17 protein-coding genes are annotated in these 20,122 nt (G+C 68.7%); 10 read left to right on the forward strand and 7 right to left on the reverse strand.

Annotated elements, in window-relative coordinates:
- Positions 1–3: 3 nt before the first annotated feature.
- On the reverse strand, positions 4–2,481 hold the full coding sequence (locus E5A74_RS13180) for a circularly permuted type 2 ATP-grasp protein (protein ID WP_135985659.1): 2,478 nt from the start codon (positions 2,479–2,481) through the stop codon (positions 4–6).
- Between the two features lie 174 nt (positions 2,482–2,655).
- On the opposite strand from E5A74_RS13180, the gene E5A74_RS13185 reads away from it, so the two are divergent.
- A complete protein-coding gene (locus tag E5A74_RS13185; protein WP_135985661.1) occupies positions 2,656–3,711 on the forward strand; it encodes an alginate lyase family protein in 1,056 nt (351 codons plus the stop codon).
- Positions 3,712–3,715: 4 nt separating this feature from the next.
- Here E5A74_RS13185 and E5A74_RS13190 read toward each other — a convergent pair whose 3' ends face one another.
- On the reverse strand, positions 3,716–5,068 hold the full coding sequence (locus tag E5A74_RS13190; RefSeq protein WP_420822501.1) for a glycoside hydrolase family 27 protein: 1,353 nt from the start codon (positions 5,066–5,068) through the stop codon (positions 3,716–3,718).
- A 145-nt stretch (positions 5,069–5,213) separates the two neighbouring features.
- Here E5A74_RS13190 and E5A74_RS13195 point away from each other — a divergent pair, with 145 nt between their 5' ends.
- From E5A74_RS13195 to E5A74_RS13205, 3 genes are read left to right on the forward strand one after another with little or no spacing between them, the layout of a single operon-like run.
- A complete protein-coding gene (locus E5A74_RS13195; protein ID WP_135985665.1) occupies positions 5,214–5,660 on the forward strand; it encodes a helix-turn-helix domain-containing protein in 447 nt (148 codons plus the stop codon).
- A 51-nt stretch (positions 5,661–5,711) separates the two neighbouring features.
- Positions 5,712–6,833 carry a sensor histidine kinase gene (locus E5A74_RS13200; protein ID WP_135985668.1) on the forward strand — a complete coding sequence of 374 codons (1,122 nt, stop codon included), beginning with the start codon at positions 5,712–5,714 and terminating at the stop codon, positions 6,831–6,833.
- On the forward strand, positions 6,830–7,621 hold the full coding sequence (locus E5A74_RS13205) for a LytR/AlgR family response regulator transcription factor (protein ID WP_135985670.1): 792 nt from the start codon (positions 6,830–6,832) through the stop codon (positions 7,619–7,621). Before E5A74_RS13200 ends, E5A74_RS13205 begins: the two co-directional genes overlap by 4 nt.
- A 42-nt stretch (positions 7,622–7,663) precedes the next feature.
- Here E5A74_RS13205 and E5A74_RS13210 read toward each other — a convergent pair whose 3' ends face one another.
- On the reverse strand, positions 7,664–10,711 hold the full coding sequence (locus tag E5A74_RS13210) for a TonB-dependent receptor domain-containing protein (protein ID WP_135985672.1): 3,048 nt from the start codon (positions 10,709–10,711) through the stop codon (positions 7,664–7,666).
- Between the two features lie 234 nt (positions 10,712–10,945).
- On the opposite strand from E5A74_RS13210, the gene E5A74_RS13215 reads away from it, so the two are divergent.
- A complete protein-coding gene (locus E5A74_RS13215) occupies positions 10,946–11,419 on the forward strand; it encodes a hypothetical protein (RefSeq protein ID WP_135985674.1) in 474 nt (157 codons plus the stop codon).
- 51 nt (positions 11,420–11,470) lie between these two features.
- On the opposite strand, the gene E5A74_RS13220 is transcribed toward E5A74_RS13215, so the two are convergent.
- Entirely contained in the window at positions 11,471–12,343 is an 873-nt protein-coding gene (locus E5A74_RS13220) for a TolB family protein (RefSeq protein ID WP_135985676.1), read from the reverse strand.
- Positions 12,340–13,407, reverse strand: a complete 1,068-nt coding sequence (locus E5A74_RS21130; protein WP_206365856.1) for a hypothetical protein — start codon at positions 13,405–13,407, stop codon at positions 12,340–12,342. Before E5A74_RS21130 ends, E5A74_RS13220 begins: the two co-directional genes overlap by 4 nt.
- 105 nt (positions 13,408–13,512) lie before the next feature.
- Between E5A74_RS21130 and E5A74_RS13230 the strand changes: the two genes are divergently transcribed.
- The 5 genes from E5A74_RS13230 to E5A74_RS13250 all read left to right on the forward strand — a co-directional run bounded on the left by E5A74_RS13230 (position 13,513) and on the right by E5A74_RS13250 (position 17,539).
- Entirely contained in the window at positions 13,513–14,433 is a 921-nt protein-coding gene (locus E5A74_RS13230) for a LysR substrate-binding domain-containing protein (RefSeq protein ID WP_135985678.1), read from the forward strand.
- Positions 14,434–14,476: 43 nt separating this feature from the next.
- Positions 14,477–15,415: a DUF5996 family protein gene (locus E5A74_RS13235; RefSeq protein WP_135985680.1), complete on the forward strand. Its 939-nt coding sequence runs from the start codon at positions 14,477–14,479 to the stop codon at positions 15,413–15,415.
- Positions 15,415–15,618, forward strand: coding sequence for a putative signal transducing protein (locus E5A74_RS13240; protein ID WP_135985682.1), 204 nt, complete (start codon positions 15,415–15,417; stop codon positions 15,616–15,618). Before E5A74_RS13235 ends, E5A74_RS13240 begins: the two co-directional genes overlap by 1 nt.
- Positions 15,619–15,764: 146 nt before the next feature.
- Positions 15,765–16,103 (forward strand): P-II family nitrogen regulator, encoded by a 339-nt coding sequence (locus E5A74_RS13245; protein WP_135985684.1) that lies wholly within the window; start codon positions 15,765–15,767, stop codon positions 16,101–16,103.
- A gap of 14 nt (positions 16,104–16,117) precedes the next feature.
- Positions 16,118–17,539 carry an ammonium transporter gene (locus tag E5A74_RS13250; protein ID WP_135985686.1) on the forward strand — a complete coding sequence of 474 codons (1,422 nt, stop codon included), beginning with the start codon at positions 16,118–16,120 and terminating at the stop codon, positions 17,537–17,539.
- 92 nt (positions 17,540–17,631) lie between these two features.
- On the opposite strand, the gene E5A74_RS13255 is transcribed toward E5A74_RS13250, so the two are convergent.
- Together E5A74_RS13255 and E5A74_RS13260 are read right to left on the reverse strand one after the other, a co-directional pair.
- Entirely contained in the window at positions 17,632–19,218 is a 1,587-nt protein-coding gene (locus E5A74_RS13255; protein ID WP_135985688.1) for a GMC family oxidoreductase, read from the reverse strand.
- Positions 19,152–20,114, reverse strand: a complete 963-nt coding sequence (locus tag E5A74_RS13260; RefSeq protein ID WP_135985690.1) for a sterol desaturase family protein — start codon at positions 20,112–20,114, stop codon at positions 19,152–19,154. Before E5A74_RS13260 ends, E5A74_RS13255 begins: the two co-directional genes overlap by 67 nt.
- Positions 20,115–20,122 lie beyond the last annotated feature (8 nt).

The following is a 20,122-nucleotide window of genomic DNA, read 5'->3' on the forward strand; positions in this document are numbered from 1 at the left end:
GGATCAGGCCAGGACGAGGCCGGCAGCGCGCAGCGGTTCGGCGCCCTGCAGGAAATAGCGGCGCGCGATTGCGCCGGAAAGCTGCAGCAGCCGCGCCTCGACATCGGCGAGCAGCGCATCGTCGAGTCGCGCCGCGTTGGTGATGACGAGCAACGCCGCGATGCCGCGCGCATGTTCCTGCTGAGGCTCGGCGAGGCCGTCGTCCGAAAGCAGCGGCAGCTTGTTGAGATGCCCCGAAATCGCCGCGACCTGGAAGGCGAGCGCGCGCGGATTATTGGGGTCGAGCGTCACCAGATCGAGCACCGGAATGCGCGCCATGCCAGTGAGATAGCGTTGCCGATAGCTGATCTGGCTGTCCATCAGATCGAGCAGGGTCGAGAGATCGTCGCTCGTCGCATCGGGGCGTCCAAAGGTGCGGATGAAGCCGATCGCGGCCACCGCCCGCTCGAGCCGCCGGCCGATATCGTGGAAGCGCCACGCATCGGTGCGCGTCATATGCTCACTCGCCAGCCCGTTGAGCGCCGAATAGCGCCGCTGGAGCGAGCCGGCGCGATCGAGCAGCCCGCCGCGCTGCGGAAAGGGCGCGTCGAGCAAGCGGATCATGTCGGCCGAGAGCCGCTCGCGCGACACCGCGCCGATCGACCGCGCCTGGCGATTGATCGCGTCGACGCTGGCTTGCTCGCCTTCGAGCGCGGTGCGCGCGAGCTGGGTCAGGTCGGCGCGCCTGAACCCATTCGGCTGGGGCGCGGCACCGGCCTGCACCACGAGCCGGACAAGCCCGGCGACGGTGTCCGATGCCAGCGCCGCGCCGGTATCCGCGCTGATCGAATGGCCGAGCAGGACGCGGACCAGCCCGAGCAGCGCCTCGCCGCGCTCGAGATAGCGGCCGAGCCAGAACAGATTGTCGGCGACGCGGCTGGGCAAGGTGCCGGGATTGCGCCGCAACTGGCTGGTGTCGCCCGGGGGCAGCAGCGAAACCGGCGTCACCGGGTCCGCGCCATGGACGCAGACGTCGGCCGACCAAATCCCCTCGCCCATCACCGCGGCGCGCGGATCGGGATGCGCGCCGATCCGCGCAAAGCCGCCGGGCAGCACGACCCAGGCGCCGTCGCTGCCGCGGGCGGCGAAGACGCGCAAGGTGAACGGCCGCGCGGTGAGCGCCTCGTCGGCGACGGTCGGCATGGTCGAGAGGCGCACCACCTCCTGCCCGACATAGTCCTGCGGGCGCCGCGCCATGTCGTCGCACAGCGCGGCGCGGGCCGGCGCGTCGAGCGCGGCGCCGAGCGCCGGCTTGCCGTCAGGCAGCCCGAGCGGCGCGACGCCGAAGGCCGGCGCGACGACCAGCGAGTCGAGATTGGCGAGGACATGCGTGCGCTCGGCATCCTGCCCGCACCACCACGTTGCGATATTGGGAAGCAGCAGCGGCTTGCCGGTCAGCACCTCGGCGAGCCGCGGCAGGAAGGCGGCGAAGGCCGGCGCCTCGAGCAGCCCCGCGCCGGGCGCATTGGCGACGACCAGTTCCCCCGCCGCCATCACGTCGATCACCCCGGCCACGCCGATCGTCGAATGCGAATCGAGCGCGAGCGGATCGAGCAGCCGCGGATCGAGCCGGTGCCACAGCGCGTCGACGCGCTTGAGCCCGGCGATGGTGCGGACATAGAGCCGGTCGTCGAGCGCGGCGAGATCGGCGCCCTCTACGAGCAGGAAACCGAGATAGCGCGCGAGATGCGCCTGTTCGGCATAGCTGGGGTTGAGCCGCCCGGGGGTGAGCAACGCGATGCGCGGTTCGGCGCGCCGGCAGGCCGCCGCCAGCCCCTCGCGAAACGCGGCGAAGAAGGGCGCGTGGCGCTCGATGTTGAGCCGCGACTGGAGGTCGCCGAGCGTGCGCGCCATCGCCAGCCGGTTCTCGAGCGCATAGCCCGCGCCGGCGGGCGCCCGCAGATGATCGGCGAGCACGCTCCATTCGCCCGAAGGGCCGCGGCAGAGATCGGCGGCGACGAACTGGAGGTGATGCCCCCCGGGCGGCGCGAGATGCGCGAGCGGGCGCAGGAAGAACGGACTGCCGCCGACCAGCGCCGCGGGGACATGGCCGTCGGCGACGAGGCGCGACTCGCCGTAAAGATCTTGCAGCACCGCTTCGAGAAGCCCGGCGCGCTGGACGATTCCTGCGGCGATCCCGTCCCACTCCGCCTTTTCGATCAGCAGCGGCACCGGCGAGAGCGGCCAAGGGCGTTCCTCGCCCTCATCGACGATGCGGAAACCCGTGCCGATGTCTTCGGCATGCCGCTGCGCGCGCTCGCGAGCGGTGCCGAGCGCCTCGCCCGAGAGCGCCGCCAGCTCCTCCAGCAGCGCGGCCCATTCGGGATCGCGGCGCCGGGCGCAGAGCACGTCGCCGGCATCCACATGCGCGCAATAATCGGCGATCCACCGATCGGCGATCGTCGCTGCGTCGAACAAAGATGTCGCGGCGCCGCTGGCCAAATGCGCTTCCTCCGATGGCGGCGGTGATGGGCGAAAGCCCGTTGCGAGGCAACCGGGGAGATGGCCCGATCCGGTCGCCTTCCTGCGGCCCCGATCGGTCGCATCTGCAGCATCCCGCGCTCCACCGGCACGTTGAGCCGTGCCAGTGCGCCGCACAGCCATGCGGGGATTTCCATGAAGTCGTTGTTTATCGGTTCGCTCCTCCTGCTCGCCACCCCCGCGGCGGCGCAGGATTTCGCCGTCTTCGACGCCGCCTCGCTGCGCGGCGAAGCGGCGACGCCGGTCGCGCGCGGCGTCCTCGCACGCGCCGGGGCGGCGCTGGCCCGACCGCCCGCCCCGCTCCCCCGCCTGCACACCGAGGGCACGCTTCCCGGAAAGGGCATCCGCGATATCAGCCTCAAAGCGAAGCAGGACCAGCCGATCGTCCTCGATCTCGCACTCGCCTGGCGGCTCAGCGGCGACCGGCGCTATCTGGACCAGGCGGCGCGTTATCTCGGCGCGTGGACGGGCATTTACCGGATCTCGTTCAACCCGATCGACGAGACCGGATTCGACACGCTGCTGCTCGCCACCGATCTCGTCGAGGCAGACTTGCCGCCGAAGACGCGGGCCACGCTCGCGCGCTTCTGGCGCCGCATGGCCGAGGGCTATCTCGCCGCGGCCGAACGCATCCCGAAGAACCAGCACAACAATTGGCAGAGCCATCGCATCAAGCTGGCGACGCTCGCCGCGTTCCAGCTCGGCGATCCGGGCCTGATCGCTCGGGCGCGCGCGGCATTCCGCCGACAGATAGCGGGCAATATCGGCCCCGATGGCACGGTGTCCGACTTCACCGAGCGCGATGCGCTTCACTACGTGACCTACGACCTCGAGCCGCTGCTCGTCGCCGCGATCGCGGCGCAGCGCCATGGCGAGGACTGGTATCATTGGAAGAGCCCCTCGGGCGCGAGCCTCGCGCAGGCGGTGCGCTGGCTCCAGCCCTATGCCGGGGGGAAGCAAAGCCATGTCGAGTTCGTGGGCTCGCGCGTGAAGTTCGATCGCGACCGTGCAGCGGCGGGGCAACGCGACTATGCGCCGCACGCATGGAAACGCGCAAACGCCGTCGACACCTTCGCACTGGCCGCGCTGCTCGACCCCGGCCTGCGCGGCTTCGCCGACTCGCTGGCCGGCGAGACGTCACGGCGGCCGCTCGCCTGGCCGGTGCTGCTCGCGGGAGCGGCGGCGCGCTAGGCGCTCATGCGGGCGTCAGCCGATAGAGCCCCGCGCCGTGCCCGGGCAGCGTCTGCTCGATCCTGCCGCGCGCCACGCCGATATCGCTTCCCGCCCAGAGATCGCGGACCCGCGCCGTCGCGAGGCCGAGGGGCGCGAGATCGAAGCCGATCTGGCGTAGCGCCTTGCCGGTGTTGAACAACGCGAGGAACTGCGCCCCGTCCGGCGCGCGGGCCGACCAGATGCGCGTGCCGTCGGCGACGAAATAGGGCCGGTTGTCGCTGCTCGCCTGATTGACGGCGAGCACCTCGCGATTGGTCAGCAGCGCGAGCGTGTCGGCGTCGAGGTGGCGCAGGTCGCCGCCCATGATCAAAGGCGAGCGCGCGATCGCCCAGAGCGTCATCAGCGTGCGCTGCTCAGCGGGGGTGAAGCGCGTGTCGCGCGCGCCCAGCGCCAGCTTGCCGAGCGGGAGCATATCGGCATCGGGCCAGCCGCCCCGCCCGATATGCGGGCTCCAGTTCTCGAGCCGGGTGAACTGCGCCTCGAGCATCGACCATTCGTCCCAGAAATCGTCCGAGATCCGCCACATCTGGGCATGCCGCCGGACATGGTCGGCGCGCACCACCGGCGTTTCGCCGGGTGAGAGGCTGAGGATCATCGGGCGTCCGCAGCGCGCGATTGCGCGGTGCGCCGCCTCGATCTCCGCGGCGTGCGCGTCATAGGGCCGGCTCATATCGTCCATCTTGACGAAATCGACGCCCCATTCGGCGAGCAGCCGGAACACGCCGTCATAATAGGCCTGCGCGCCGGGTTGGCGCATGTCGACACCGTACATGTCGGGGTTCCACGGACAGACGCTGTTCGTGTCGGCGATTCGCCGCGCGCTGGTCCGGGTGCCGAGCACCGGCAAGTCGCGCTCGACCGCGAGCCGCGGAATCCCGCGCATCAGATGGACGCCGAACTTGAGACCCAGCGCGTGCAGATCGGTGGCGAGCGGCGCGAAGCCCTTGCCCCCGGCGCTCGAGGGGAAGCGATTGGGTGCGGGCAGCAGCCGGCCATGCCCGTCGATCGTCGGCACCGGATGGGCATTGTAGCTGTAGCTCTTCGCCTCGGGCTCATACCATTGGATGTCGACGGTGAAGACGTCGTAGCCGAAGGGGAGCAGCTTGCGCGCCATGATCGCCGCAGTCTCGCGCACTTGCGCCTCGGTGATGGTGGTGGCGAAGCTGTTCCAGCTGTTCCAGCCCATCGGCGGACGCGGGGCGAGCCGCGCCGGCGCGGCGATCGCGGGCTCGGGCAGCGTCGCCAGCCCGCCGATCGCCACGCCGCCGCGCAGCACCGAGCGCCGCGACACCGCACCGCCGGAACCCCGTTTCACGACCATCTTTCCTCCCCTTCTGGCGCAGGAATAATCAGACTTTTTCTCGCCGGTTGTAAAGCCGCGCGCCGTTGGTCGACGCCAGAGCGGCGTTGGGCGGTAGCGCGCTGGATGCCGCTCTCGCACGGGCTAGGCTCGCGGCGTGATGGAACACCGGCACATCCATGCGATCGCGGACGCGCATCCGGCAATGCTGTGGCGCGGCGCGCTGGCGGTGACCAGCGAGCCGCCCGAGCTCTTCTGGCGCGGCAAGCCGCTGGGCCTGTCCCCCGCCGAGATCGCGCTGATGACGCTCCTCGTCCGCCGCGGGCGCGCTGCACTCGGCGACATCGCGGAGACGCTGGCGGGCGTCGGCGCCAATATCTCGTCGCTCAACGTCCTCACCTATCGCATCCGCCGCAAATTCGCGGCGCTCGGCGCGCCCGATCCGATCGAGGCGCGCCGTCAATGGGGCCTCGTGCTGCGCGTCGAGCCTGACGCGCGCGGCTCGACGGCCTTGTGGATCGGCTCGGCCGAACCTTGGGCCGATGCCATGGCGTGGCAGCCGCACGCCGCCGCGACGCCACAGCGCGAGGCCGAACGTCGATTCTGAGCGGCCGAGCGTCGGTCGACACGCCCTGCCGCTTTTGCGATCACCCGTCCGGTGGACGCTCCGAATCCCGCCGCCCATCGCGAATTCTTCCTCGTCGAGGAGGTCGGCGGCGTGCGCCCGCAGGCGCGGGCCGAGACACGCGCCAAGCTGGTGCTCACGCTCAGCATGTGGGGGGCGAGCATCGCGCTGTTCACGCTCGGCACGATCCTTCAGCGGAGCCATATGGCGTTCGAGGCGGCGCTGTTGCGGATCGCGATGTCGGCGATCGGCGTGGCGATCTGCTACGGCATGCACCGGCTGCTGCGTCGGCTCTCGCATCGCTCGTTCCGCACCCGCGCGATCGCGGTGTCGGCAATCGCCCCCTTTGCCGCCGAGGCCTATGCCTGGGCCAATTACTTCGCCTTCGCCGCGCTCTACGGCCGCACCGCGCGCTTCGTCGTCGTCGACTGGAACGATGCGATGTACGTGCTGTCGATGTGGACGTGGTTCTTCATCGCCTGGACCGGGCTCTATCTCGCGATCGAATATAATTTCGACGCGCGGCACGAGGCCGAGCGGGCGGCCGAGCTGCGCACGATGGCGCACACCGCCAAGCTCCGCGCACTCTCGAACCAGATCAACCCGCATTTCCTGTTCAACAGCCTCAACTCGATCTCGGCGCTGATCCTCGACGGCCGCGGCGCCGAGGCGGAGCGCATGCTCGCCCGGCTCTCGACCTTCTTCCGCTCGACGCTGGCGATCGATCCGCTGGTCGACGTGCCGCTCGAGCAGGAATTCGAGCTCCATCGCCGGTATCTCGCGATCGAGCAGATGCGCTATCCCGATCTCGCGGTGGAAATCGACCTGCCCGATAACCTCCGCAAGGCGGCGGTGCCGGCGCTGATCATCCAGCCACTCGTCGAGAACGCGATCAAACACGGCGTCGCGGTGTCGCGCCCGCCCACCCGCGTCACCCTCACTGCCGAACGCATCGGCGAGCAGCTGTCGATCCTCGTGGTCGATTCGGGCAATGCGGACGCGATGCGCCGGTCGCCCAAGGGCGAAGGTATCGGCACAGCCAATGTTCGCCAGCGCCTCGCGGAATATTTCGGCGACGCGCAGAGCCTGACGCTGACCCCCGGCCAAGGCTGGTTCGAGGCGCGCGTCACCATGCCGCTGGCGTTCGCGCCGTGACCGGCTGCACGGTCCTGATCGTCGACGACGAGCCGCTGGCGATCCGGCGGCTGGAGATATTGCTCAAGGCGATTCCCGGGGTGCGCCACGCGGGATCGGCGGCGTCGTGCCGCGAGGCCGTGCACGCGATCGCCGAGCTGCGGCCCGACATCGTCCTGCTCGACATCCGCCTGCGCGACGGCACCGGCTTCGATATCCTCGACCAGCTGGCGCCCGAGGCAGCGCCGGCAGTGATCTTCACCACCGCCTTCGATCATTTCGCGATCCGCGCCTTCGCGGTCTCGGCCGTCGACTATGTCCTCAAACCGATCGAGGCGGCGCGGCTGGAAGAGGCGATCGCGCGCGCCCGGATGCGCCTCGTCGCCGACGACGCCGCACGCGAGAATGAGGAGATGCGCCGGATCATCACCGATCTGCGCGCCGAGTTCCACACCGCGGCGCCGTCTCCCTATGAGACCGAGCTCTGGATCCGCGGGGTCAGCGGCAGCCTGACCCATGTCGCGCTCGATCAGGTCGATTGGGTGAGCAGCGAGGACGATTATGTGCGGCTGCACACGCCCTCGGGCTCGCATCTGCTGCGGCTGTCGATCAAGGCGCTGTCCGAGCGGATCGACACGACCAAGTTCGTCCGCGTCCACCGCGCCGCTCTGGTGCGGATCGCGGCGATCGCGCAGCTGCGCCAGACCGCGACCGGGCGGCGCGACGTGATCCTGCGCGACGGCACCCGGATCGCCACCGGTCGGGTCTATGCGCGGCGCCTGCGCGAGATGCTCCGCCAGCACGCCTGAGGGGCGACGGGCGCCCGGCCCGCCGCCCCGGGGGGACTCCGATCAGAAGCGGAACTTAGCCCCCGCGCGATACTGGCGCCCGAGGATGTTGTTGCCGCCCTGGATGGCGTTGTAGTTGAACGCGCCATAGGTTACCGGATCGACCCCCGGCATCGCGTCGAACAGATTGAACGCGTTCAAATAGAAGCTGAAATTGTCGCTGACCTTGATCGTCGCGTTGAGATCGAAGGTGATGTAGCGGCGCACCCGGCAGCCGACATAATCGGGCGCCATCCCGCAATCGCGATAATCGGTACCCTGATCCATCGCCGACAGATCATAGCCGCTGATATAGTTGGCGGTGCCGGTGAGCATCAGCGGCCCAGTCTCGATCGTGTTCTGCCACGTCCCGCGCCAGCGGAAGGTGCCCGATCCGGCGGTCAGATTGAAGTTGCCGAGCGTGTCGACGTAATTCTCCTTCCGCCCATCGGGGAAGGTGGTGCTGAGCTCGAGGATCACGCTGGCGTCGAGATTGCTCGACCAGCGGAAGCCGCCGAAGTTGTGCGCGAAGTTCACGCCGAAATCGATACCCTCGGACTGGATCGTGTTGGCGTTGATCAGCTGCGATTCGACGAAGGCGATGCGCGGCCGCGCATTGGGATGGTTGGGATCGGGCGCGTCGGGGATGACATTGTAACCCGGAGGGATCGCGGTGCCGGCGTAATAGGCCGAGATCGCCGGATCCGAGGACGGCGCGGTGATCGCGCCGGTCTTGCGGATGTTGAAATAGTCGACGGTCAGCGAAAGATTGCGGATCGGCTCGAACACGAGGCCGGCAGTGAAGCTGCGCGATTTCTCGGGCTTGAGATCGGGCGAGGCGAGCGTGGTCAGCCCGATCGCATAGACCGTGACATAGGTGGGACAGCCCGCGGCATTGTCCGGCCGGCAATTGGCGCCGAACTGGGCGAGGAAGTTCGCGGGGATGTTGGCGACCGATTGGGTGACGAAGCCGGTGGTCGGCAGCGCATTCGCCTCGCCGAAGCTGGGGATGCGGAAGCCGCGCGACCAGGTGCCCCGCAGCGCGACCTGGCGGATCGGGGTGAACTTGGCGCCGACCTTGGGCGAGAAGGCGCTCTGCCCGCTCGAATAATGATCGTAGCGCCCCGACGCGTTGACCTCGAGCATGTCGAAGATCGGCGCGTTGATTTCGCCAAAGGCCGAGGTCACCGTGCGATTGCCCCTCGTCCCGAAGGCGTTGAGCGTGAAAAAGCGCTGCGTGGGCCCGGCGAAGTCGTCATTGGCGCTCGGCGCGTCGACCGCCTCGTAGAAGATCGAGGCGCCGAGACCGAGCTGGAGCGGACCGCCGGGAAGATCGGCGAGCTTCTTCGCGACGGTCAGCTGCGCCTGATAGAGGTCCGAGCTGTCGTGCGTGATGTTCTCGGGCGAGAGATAGTCGCGCACCGCGGCGCTGTTCTGCTCGGGGTTGACGAAATTATAGGTGCCGCGCGCGACCGCATCGAGCAGGTTCTGGATCCAGACGAAGCCATCGGTGCGCAGCCGCAGATCGGTGTGCATCGCCGTCGCGTTGAATTGATAATTCCAGTCGTCGAACACGCTTCCGCTGAGACCGAACGCCGCGCGATAGACCTTGCTGCGCGTCTCGTTGAAGGTGCGCGTGTCCGCCAGCGTCCCCACCAGCCGCGCGACCTGACCCTGCGCCGCGAAAGGATTGTTCGGATTGAGCACGCCATTGCCGGCGTTGCAGCCGGTGCCCAGCCCGTTCGCCGAGCCGACACCCTGCGGGCAGACATAGACCGGCAGCGTCAGCACGCCCGATCCCGGCGCGACGGCCCCCGCGCCGGTCGCGGTCGAGAATCGCGGATAGCGGATGCCGGTATTGGCGTTGGCGCGAATCGCCGCGGGGCCGCCGGTGAAATTGGTCGTGCTCTGCTGGAAGTTGATCAGCAGATAGGCTTCGGTGTCCTCCCCCAATTTGGTGGTGAAGCGCGCCGAGGCGCCGAAGCGCTCGATATTGGGCGTGACCGTGCCAAAGGCATTGGTCGTGTCCTGCTGGCAGAGCCGCGTCGGCACCGAGCCGTTGTTGCTCGCCGCGAGCTCGGCGGCGGTCGGGCTGTACAGCGTGCCGACCCGGCAGCCCGCGGTCGGGTTGAGCAGCTGGTAGCGGCCGAGCGCATTGGTGTTGGTCGCGTCATAGGGGCGCACGAAAAAGGTCGAGGCGCCGACGACGAAGCCGAGATTCGGGAAATTCCCGTCGCCGTCGAGTCCGTTCATCACATTGTTCGGGCCGCATTGCAGCGAGCCGGTCCGGTCGCTGCAGAGGCCGCGCAGATCGTCCGAGTTGAACGGCGCGCGCAGGTCCTTGTTGACGACCGACTCGCTGCGGAAATAGAAGCCGCTCAGATAGGCATTGTAGCCGTCGCCATCGAGGTCGCCGGTGCCCGCCGTGAGCGTCAGCCGCTGGTTGGCGCCGAACCCGCGCTCGGCGATCCCCGCCTCGGCGCGACCCGCCACGCCCTTGAATTCGCGCTTGGTGATGATGTTGACGACGCCGGCGATCGCATCGGCGCCATAGCTCGACGAGGCGCCGTCGCGCAGCACCTCGACGCGGTCGACGATGTCGTCGGGGATGGTGTTGAGGTCGACGAAGTTGCGCGAGCCGTCATCTGCGAGCGGAAAATAGGCGGCGCGCAGCCCATCGAACAGCACCAGAGTCGAGCTGGTCGAAAGCCCGCGCAGCGACACCGCCGAGGCGCCGCCGGCAAAGGCGCCGTTGGCGGTGAACGAGTTGGTCAGCGCCGGGCCGTTGTTCGACGCGAGCTGCTGGACCGCGTCCTGCACGGTGTTGATGCCGCGCTGGTCAAGCGTCTCCGAAGTGACGACGGTGACGGGCGATGGCGTGGCGGCGTCGGCGAGGCGCAGGATCGAGCCGGTGACGACGATCTCGCCGTCGCCCTGCCCCTCGCCGGTCTGGCCCTGCGCGGCCGGCATGGCGGGATCCGCGGTGGGAACATCCTGCGCGAACGCCGGAGTCGCCGCCGCAAGCAGCAAGGCCGCGGTTGCGAGCAGGCGGGTACGAGTGGTGATGATCATGCAATGCCCCTTTTTGATATTGGGCCAACCAAGACCCGGGGCGGGGGCATTCCAATTCGGCAGCGGGCGAGCGTAGATCGCCAGTTGCCGACCGGCGGACGGCGCGCGTTCGCGACGTTCGGCGGCAGATCGGCGACGCTCGGCCGCAACGGGCATCGCGGCGCATGCGGCCGGCCGCATGCGGCTGGCCAGAAGCCGGCGGAGTGGATCAGAACCGTCGGATCGGCGGGGAGGATGGATTTGCAGGGAAAGCTGATCGTGATTGCCACGCTGATCGCGGGCACGCTCGACATCGCCTCGGCGATCATCACCGCGCTGCTGCGCGGCAAGCCGGTCGCGCGGATGCTGCAGGGCGTCGCGTCGGGACCGTTCGGCCGATGGCCGATCGAGGCCGGCTGGGCCGGCGCCGCGGCCGGGCTCGCCGTGCATTTCGCGATCATGGCGGCGATGGCGGCCGCGTTCGTGCTCGCGGCGGCGCACCTGCCCGGGCTGCAACGGCTGCGGCTGGTCTATGGCGCCGCCTATGGCGCACTACTCTACGGGTTCATGTACTGGGTCGTGCTGCCGCTGCGCTGGCCCGGCGCCGGCGGCGTGGGGAGCGGGATCGGATCGGTGCTGCTGCCGCTCGGCATCCACATCCTCCTCGTCGGCATCCCGATCGCGCTGACCGCGACCGCTTCGGTCCGCAGCTCGCGCGTCGCCGTCTAGCGCGCGGCGATCGCGGACAGCCAGAGCAGCGTGCTCACCAGCGCAACCATCTCACCCTCCCGCGATGCGATAGCGGATGCGGTAGAGGTTCATGCCGCCCTGCGGCTCGCGCGCGCCCGCGAAGATCAGCCGGCCGCGGTCCGACCAGTCGAGCATCGCGCCATAAGTGTCGCGCTGGTTGTTGACGGCCGGCGGGAGCAGCGTTCCGGCATCGTAGCCGCCGGCGTTGCGCGCGGCGAAGAGCAGGTCGACGCGGTCCTTCCGGAAATCCATCGCGCGGGCGAAGACGATCGTCCTGCCGTCGCGCAGAAAGGTGGCGTCGAACTCGTTGGCGGGGGTATTGAGCGCGCCGGGCACGCGCTGCGCGGTGGCGAAGCCGCTACCGATCCGGCGCGCGGTGTAGAGATCGTGGCCGCCGGCGCCGCCCGGCCGGTCGCTCGAGAAGAGCAAGGTCGCGCCGCCCGGCGCGAGCATCGGCGCGAACTCGCTGCCGGCGCTGTTGACCGCCGGGCCGAGATTGACCGGCACGCCGAACCCGTCGCCGCGGACCGCCACCCGCCAGATGTCGTCGCCCCCCGCGCCGCCGGCCCGGTCGGAGCAGAAATAGACGAAGCGCCCGTCCGCGGAGAAGGCCGGATCGAAGTCGCGTCCGGCGGTGTTGAAGGCCACCGGTGCCGCCGGCTGCCAGCCGCCGCCCGAGCGACGCGCCATCCAGATATCGTAGCCGCCGGCGCCGCCAGGGCGATCGCGGCTGAACCACAGCGCGGTCCGGCCATCGGGGCTCAGCGTCAGGCGCACTTCCGAATGCCCGGTCGAGGCGATCCCGGGCGCGAAGAGCGCGGCGGTGCCGACGATCTCGACGCGCTGCGCGGATGAGGCCCCCGGCAGCAGGCACGCTGTCAGCAGCAATCGCAGCGGTGTCATGCCTTGCGCCGGAATTCGCTGACCCAATTGGTCTCCCAGCTCGCGCCGCCATCGGCCGACATCGCCTGCTCCCAGCGCGCCGCATCGGTGGTGATTCCGGACCAGCGCACCCGTGTCTTCACCGGCCGCCCGTCCTGCATGTCGTCGCCCTCGAACAGCCCGACTCCGTCGGCGAAGCGGCCACGCACCGGCGGTGCGAAGGCTGCCGGGCTGCGCCCGTCGAGCCACCAGCTCAGCCATTGGCCGCTCGCCGCATCGAAGGTCCTGAGGCCGATCCCGCGATGCTCCCCACCGGGCCGCGCGAAGACATTGTCGCCGATATTGGCCTGGCCGCCGAGCACGGGACGATTGACCAGCGTTCCCGCGAACGTCTCCCACTGATCGCTGCCGACCAGCCGCTGCTTGCGCCGGCGATGGCGGACCGTCCAGCTGCCGTGGAGGAAATCGAAATCGTGGCGATGATCGGCGACCAGCGGCAGCACCGTCGCGACCGGGGCGGTGCGAGTGAAGAAATTCTCCCAATTCACTTCCCAGCTCTTGCCGCCATCGGTCGACAGCGCCTGCTCCCAGTGCGGCCGCGCGCTGTGGATATCGAGCCAGCGGAAGCGGGCGGTGACCGGCCGCCCCTTGAACAGATCGGGCCCCTCGAACACGCCGCTATCGCCCGCAAAGCCGCCGCGCACCGGCGCGTCGATCACCGTCGGATAGCGGCCATCGACCCACCAGATCGACCATTTGCCCTGCGCGGGATCGAACGCCCGGACCGTGAGCCCGCGATAGCTGCCCCCCGGAATGTCGACGACATTGTCGTCGATCGTGCCCAGCCCGTCCAACGCCAGCCACAGCGCGCTCTTGCCGGTGAATTCCTGCCAGTCGTGATTGTCGACCAGCCGCTCCTTGAGCCGGCGATGCCAGACGTCCCAATTGCCGATCAGCCAGTCCCAGTCATGCGCGCGGGGCGACCCCTTCGCGAACAGCGCCGAAGCCGGCGCGATCATCGCCAGCATCCCGCCCGCCGCCGCGCCGCCGCGCAGCACGTCCCTGCGCCCGAAAGCGCCCTGCATCCCTTCCCGCATAGGCTTTGTCTCCGCCCGTTCGTCGGACGCAGAAGACAATGCAGCCGTGATTCTGGCTATGCGAAGATTGCGGCGAGAGGCTAAGTCATATTTATGCTCGACCGGCCGCTTCCTTCGCTCGCCGCGATCCGCGCCTTCGAGGCCGCGGCGCGGCACGGGAGCTTCACGCGCGCGGGCAGCGAGCTCGGCACCTCCTCGGCTTCGGTGAGCTATCATGTCCGTCAGCTCGAGGCGCAGATCGGCGTCGCGCTGTTTCTCCGTCATCCGCACCGGGTAAGCCTCACCGAGGCGGGCGCGCTGATCGCCGAGGAGGCGGAGAAAGCGTTCGCGGGGCTGCGCGCCAGCTTCGCGCGCGCGGTCGAGGTCGACGAGGCGAGGCTGTCGCTGACGACGCTGCCGACCTTGGGCACCAGCTGGCTGACGCCGCGGCTCGGCCTGTTCCGCGCGGCGCATCCCGACATCCTCGTCGAGCTCGACATCTCCGAGACCGCGGAGGACCTCACGGCCGGACGGTTCGACATGGCGATCCGCAACGGCGACGGCCGCTGGCCGGGGCTGCGCACGATCGAACTGTTCGCCAGCGTCTTCCTGCCGCTGTGCGTGCCCGCGCTGAAGGACGCCGCCGCCGGGATCGCCGATCCGCGGACGCCGCTGCCGGTGCCGCTGCTCGGCCGTCCCGACTGGTGGACGCTCTGGTACCGGGCGCTGGGCTGGGAGCAGGGCCCGCCGCCTTCGCGTTTCGGCACGCGGCTTTCCACCGAGCATCTCGACGTCGCCGCCGCGCTCGCCGGGCATGGCGTGGTGATCGCCTCGCCGATCCTGTTCCGCGCCGAGATCGATGCCGGCCGGCTCGTTCCCGCGCACGACCGGCTGGTCCCGGCGGGGCGCTCCTTCTGGCTCACCTGGCCAGTGTCGCGCCAGCACAGCCGCAAGATCGCGCTGTTTCGCGACTGGCTGTGCGCCGAGGCCGAAGCCGCGCGCGATGCGGCACGGCGCTTCGGCTACGGCCTGTGACCGAAGGCCCATCCGTGCGACAAGCGCGAAGCGGAGACGCGATATGACCGAAAGCGAATGGCCCGAGCTCGACTGGAAACAGTGGCGCGAAACCGCGCTGCATCTCCAGCTCATGACGCAGATCGTCGGCAAGGTCCGCCTCGCGCTGACCCCTTGGCTCAATCATGGCTGGCACGTGCCGCTCTACGTGACGCCGCGCGGGCTCGGCACTTCGCCGATCCCCTCAGCGGCGGGAACGTTCGAGATCGAACTCGACTTGCAGGCGCAGCGGTTGCGCGTGACCTGCGCGGGGGGCGTCGCGCGTGCCCGGCCGCTCGAAGCGGGGACGATCGCCGCATTCTACAACGGGCTGATGGCGATGCTCGCCGAACTCGGCATCGCCGTGAAGATCGCCACTTTGCCCAACGAGATGCCCGATCCGGTCCGCTTTCCCGACGATCATGCCAAGCGGCCTTGGGACGGCGAGGCGGCGGCGCGCTTCCACCGGGCGCTGCTCGGTGTCGACCGCATCTTCAAGCAGTTCCGCACCGGCTTTCTCGGCAAGGCGAGCCCGGTTCATTTCTTCTGGGGGAGCTTCGACCTCGCGGTGACGCGCTTCTCGGGCCGCGCCGCGCCGCCGCATCCGGGCGGCGTCCCCGGCCTTCCAGACGCGGTCACCCGCGAAGCCTATAGCCACGAGGTTTCCAGCGCCGGCTTCTGGCCGGGCAGCGACGCCGCGCCGCACGCAGCCTTCTATTCCTATGCCTATCCGAGCCCCGAAGGGTTCGCCGAAGCCCCGCTGTGGCCGGACGCCGCGCGCTGGTCGTCCGAGCTCGGCGAGTTCCTGCTCGACTATGACGCGGTCCGCGGCGCGCCCGAGCCCGAGGCGACCTTGCTCGATTTCCTCCAGTCGACTTATGAGGCGGCCGCGACGCTCGGCGGCTGGGACCGTGCCGCACTCGAATGCGCGCCGGGCGAGAAGCGCAAGCCGAGGAGAGTCTGATGGCATTGGTGGAACTCGGCCGCTTCGACCGGCAGGAAGCCTTCATCGTCCAGTCGCGGCTCGAGAATGAGGGAATCATGAGCTTCGTCTTCGACGCCGGCGCTAGCATCGCCGACGGTAGCTATCTGCTGATCCCGGTACGCGTGATGGTCGACGACGAGGATCTCGAGCCCGCGCGGGTGATCCTCGACGCCGCTGCCTGATTTTTAGGCAGGGTTTCGCTTCTGCACAAAAAGTTACCGCGCGGTAAAATTTGATTGCGCCGAATCGGCGCAGAATCGCGTGATTCGGTCCTCTGGCACGGCCCTTGCTCCTTCGCCCTCCGGGTTAACTGCCAAGAGGGGGCGAAATGAAGCTCATCATCGCCATCATAAAACCGTTCAAGCTCGACGAGGTGCGCGAGGCGCTCACCCAGGTCGGCGTGACCGGGATGACGGTCACCGAGGTCAAGGGATTCGGCCGGCAAAAGGGCCAGACCGAGATCTATCGGGGCGCCGAGTACAGCACCAACATGGTGCCCAAGATCAAGCTTGAGATCGCCTGCGGCTCCGACATCGTCGACCGCGCGGTCGAAGCGATCCAGGCCGCGGCCAGCACCGGCGCGATCGGCGATGGCAAGATTTTCGTCCTCGATCTCGGCCAGGCGGTGCGCATCCGCACGGGCGAGACCGGCGAGACGGCGCTGTGAGGAAGGGGGACGCAATGAAGCTTTCGACCAAATTGGCCGCAGGGGCGGGGCTCGCCCTGTTCGCGGCACTGCCCGCCTGGGCACAGGACGCCGCGGCGCCCGCCGCCGCCACCGTCACCCCGACCGACGCGATGGTCAGCAAGGGCGACGTCGCATGGATGCTCGTCTCGACGGCGTTCGTGCTGATGATGTCGGTCCCCGGCCTCGCGCTCTTCTATGGCGGCCTCGTCCGCACCAAGAACATGCTCTCGGTGCTGATGCAGGTGCTCACCATCGTCTGCGTCGCCGGCCTCGTCTGGTGCGCATGGGGCTATTCGATGGCCTTCACCAACGGCGGCAGCCTCAACTGGTTCGTCGGCGGATTCTCTAAGGTGCTGCTCAAGGGCGTCGACGCGAACACCTTCGCGGCGACCTTCTCGAACGGCGTCTATCTGCCCGAGACGGTGTTCCTCGTCTTCCAGATGACCTTCGCGATGATCACCCCGGCGCTGATCGTCGGTGCCTTCGCCGAACGCATCAAGTTCACCCCGCTGATCCTCTTCGTGGTGGCGTGGCTGACCCTGGTCTATTTCCCGATGGCGCACATGGTCTGGTACTGGCCGGGTCCGGACTTCCAGCCCGGCCTGCCCGACGATCACGGCCTGCTGTGGGGCTGGGGCGCGCTCGACTTCGCCGGCGGCACCGTCGTCCACATCAATGCGGGCATCGCCGGCCTCGTCGGCTGCCTCGTGATCGGCAAGCGCACCGGCTACAAGACCGACCCGATGCCTCCGCACTCGCTGACCATGACGATGATCGGCGCCGCGCTGCTGTGGGTGGGGTGGTTCGGCTTCAATGCCGGCTCGAACCTCGAGGCGAACAAGTTCGCCGCGCTCGCCTTCGTCAACACGATGACGGCGACCGCCGCCGCGGGTGCCGCCTGGGCGATCATCGAGCAGATCATCCACAAGAAGCCGTCGCTGCTCGGCGCGGCCTCGGGCGTCGTAGCCGGCCTGGTCGCGATCACTCCGGCCGCCGGCTTCGCGCATCCGATGACTGCGATCGTGCTCGGCGCAGTGGCCTCGGGCGTGTGCTTCTTCTTCGTCACCACGGTGAAGAACAAGCTGAAGTATGACGACACGCTCGACGTGTTCGGCGTTCACTGCGTTGGCGGCATCGTCGGCGCGATCGGCACCGCGATCGTCGCCAACCCCGCCTTCGGCGGTCAGGGCTTCATGGACTTCAACGTGATCCCGGCGGTCGCCGGCGTCTATGACATGGGCGCGCAGCTGCTCACCCAGACCAAGGCGGTGCTGGTCACGCTGCTGCTCTCGGGCGGGGTCTCGGCGATCCTGTTCCTCGCTCTCAAATACACGATCGGCCTGCGCCCGACCCGCGAGGTCGAGCTCGAGGGGCTCGACATCAACGAGCATGGCGAGCGCGCCTACAATTATTGACGAGATTGGGCGCCGCCTCGCGGCGGCGCCCAGACGACGTTCCTCCTGCGGACGACTGGGCCGGTGGTTTTCGAACCGCCGGCCCCTCTTTTTTAGTGCAGGTCCTCGGCGATGAACGCCGCGCCGCGTTCGCCGATCATGATGCTCGGCGCGTTGGTGTTGCCGCCGATCAGCCGCGGCATCACCGAGGCATCGGCGACGTAGAACCCGTCGACGCCGTGCACCCGGAGGCGCGGATCGACCACCGCGTCGGGATCGATCCCCATCCGCGCGGTGCCGACCGGGTGATAGACCGTGTCCGCCCGCGCCCGGATCAACGCCTCGAGCGCGGCATCGTCGGTCAGGTCGACCGGATAGCGATCGCGCCCCCTGTAATCGGCGAGCGGCGGCGTGCCGAGGATGCGGTACATCGCGCGCACCCCGGCCTTGAGCACATCCATGTCGCGCGGATCGGTGAGAAAGGCGGGATCGATCAACGGCGCGTCGGCGGCGTCGGCCGATGCGAGCCTGACGGTGCCTCTGCTCTCCGGCCGCAGCACGCAGGCGTGGCAGCTATAGCCATGCCCCTTCACCCTGGTGCGGCCGTGATCCTCGACGATCGCGATCAGGAAATGGAGCTGGACGTCGGGACGCGCCCCGGCGAGCTCGGTGCGCAGGAAGCCGCCCGCCTCGGCATAGGGCGAGGTCATCCCGCCGCGCCGGGTGAACAGCCACTGGACCATCGCGCCCACGGACTTGAGCGTGCCCGCGGGCGAACGGCCGAGGAAGAAGCTTCCCTCGGTCTCGAACGCGGCGGTGTAGTCGATATGATCCTGAAGATCCGACCCCACCGCCGGCCGATCGACCAGCACCGGGATCCCCATTTCCGCGAGATGCCTACCCGGCCCTATCCCCGACAGCATCAGCAGCTGCGGCGTCTGGAACGCGCCTGCCGCGAGCACCACCGCGCATCGCGCGCGGATCTGCCGTGCCTGCCCGCCCTGCCGATAGGCGACCCCCGTCGCGCGGCCGTCGGCGAACAGCACGCGGTCGACCAGCGCGTCGCAAATGATCTCGAGATTGGCGCGCTTTTCGGCGGGATCGAGATAGGCGCGCGCGGCGGTCCAGCGTTCGCCGTTCCTCTGGGTCACCTGATAGAGGCCGACGCCATCCTGACGTTCGCCGTTGAAATCGGGATTGACCGGAATCTGCAGCCGCGAAGCCGCCTCGACGAACGCCCGGCTGCCGGGATGGGCATGTTCCTGATCGCTCACCCAGAGTGGCCCGTTCGCGCCGTGAAAGGCATCGGCGCCGCGGACATTGTGCTCGCACGCCTTGAACCAAGGCAGGACATCGTCCCAGCCCCAGCCCGGACAGCCGAGATCGCGCCACTCGTCATAATCGTCGCGATGGCCGCGAATGTAGAGCATCGCGTTGATCGCGCTCGATCCGCCCATCCCGCGCCCGCGTGGCTGATAGCCGCGACGCCCGTTCAGCCCGGCCTGCGGCACCGTCTCGAAGCGCCAGTTGGTCTGGTCGGTCTGGAACGGCATCATGCCGGGCATGATCGTCTTGATGCTGGTGTTGCGCCCGCCCGCCTCGAGCACTGCGACCGTATACTTGCCGCCCTCGCTCAGGCGGCCTGCGACGGCGCTCCCGCCCGATCCGCATCCGATGACGACGATATCGGCTTCTTCCACATGTCCCCCCGTTCCCGGCGCGTCGCTTCCCAGCGCGCCTTTATCGTTTCCGACGTGTCCCGGCTGCCGTCGTGGCTCCAGCCCGGCGGCCGGATCATATAGTTCAGCCGCGCTGCCCAAGTCGGCGCACGCCAGACGTCCTTTGCGATCCCGACCCATTCATGGACCGCCGCCCAGAGGACGTTGAAGCTGCCGAGATTGTGGACGATGCCATAGCGCGGCCTGTCGTCGTCGCGCTCGGGTTCGAAGGTGCCGAACATCCGGTCCCAGACGATGAACACCCCGGCATAGTTTTTGTCGAGATAGCGCGGATTGGTCGCGTGGTGAACGCGGTGGTGCGACGGCGTGTTCATCACGGCCTCGAACCAGCGCGGCATCCGCCCGATCATCTCGGTGTGGATCCAGAACTGGTAGATCAGGTTGAGCCCCGCGACGAAGAAGATCATCGCCGGCGGAAAGCCGATCAGGAACAGCGGCAGGCGGAACAGGAAGCCGAGGCTGAAGAAGCCCGTCCAGGTCTGCCGCAGCGCGGTCGACAGATTATAATGCTGGCTCGAATGATGGATGACGTGGCTCGCCCAGAACCAGCGCACCCGATGCGCCGAGCGATGAAAGACATAATAAGCGAGATCGTCGAGGACGAAGGCGAGGACGAACCAGTACCACGCATAGCCGATGTCGAAGAGCCGGAACTGCCAGACCCACATCGCCAGCGCGAAGACCAGGCCACCGGAAAGTACCCCGGCGACGGTGCTGCCCGTGCCGAGTAGTAGCGAGGTCAGCGTATCGCGCGGCTCGTAGCGCGTGCGATCCTTGATTCGCGCGACGATCATCTCCGCCAGCACCAGCAGCACGAAGGCGGGAATGGCCAGCGTCACGGGATCGGCGAGCTTCATCCCGACGG

This window comes from Sphingomonas naasensis (genome assembly GCF_004792695.1).
GTDB classification, from domain to species: domain Bacteria; phylum Pseudomonadota; class Alphaproteobacteria; order Sphingomonadales; family Sphingomonadaceae; genus Sphingomonas; species Sphingomonas naasensis.

Bases quoted from the DNA above. Each gene is read 5' to 3' on its own strand.
- E5A74_RS13185 (WP_135985661.1), top strand. From the start codon at position 2,656: ATGAAGTCGTTGTTTATCGGTTCGCTCCTCCTGCTCGCCACCCCCGCG.
- E5A74_RS13195 (WP_135985665.1), top strand. From the start codon at position 5,214: ATGGAACACCGGCACATCCATGCGATCGCGGACGCGCATCCGGCAATG.
- E5A74_RS13210 (WP_135985672.1), bottom strand. From the start codon at position 10,711: ATGATCATCACCACTCGTACCCGCCTGCTCGCAACCGCGGCCTTGCTG.
- E5A74_RS13215 (WP_135985674.1), top strand. From the start codon at position 10,946: ATGGATTTGCAGGGAAAGCTGATCGTGATTGCCACGCTGATCGCGGGC.
- E5A74_RS13220 (WP_135985676.1), bottom strand. From the start codon at position 12,343: ATGACACCGCTGCGATTGCTGCTGACAGCGTGCCTGCTGCCGGGGGCC.
- E5A74_RS21130 (WP_206365856.1), bottom strand. From the start codon at position 13,407: ATGCAGGGCGCTTTCGGGCGCAGGGACGTGCTGCGCGGCGGCGCGGCG.
- E5A74_RS13230 (WP_135985678.1), top strand. From the start codon at position 13,513: ATGCTCGACCGGCCGCTTCCTTCGCTCGCCGCGATCCGCGCCTTCGAG.
- E5A74_RS13235 (WP_135985680.1), top strand. From the start codon at position 14,477: ATGACCGAAAGCGAATGGCCCGAGCTCGACTGGAAACAGTGGCGCGAA.
- E5A74_RS13240 (WP_135985682.1), top strand. From the start codon at position 15,415: ATGGCATTGGTGGAACTCGGCCGCTTCGACCGGCAGGAAGCCTTCATC.
- E5A74_RS13245 (WP_135985684.1), top strand. From the start codon at position 15,765: ATGAAGCTCATCATCGCCATCATAAAACCGTTCAAGCTCGACGAGGTG.
- E5A74_RS13250 (WP_135985686.1), top strand. From the start codon at position 16,118: ATGAAGCTTTCGACCAAATTGGCCGCAGGGGCGGGGCTCGCCCTGTTC.
- E5A74_RS13260 (WP_135985690.1), bottom strand. From the start codon at position 20,114: ATGAAGCTCGCCGATCCCGTGACGCTGGCCATTCCCGCCTTCGTGCTG.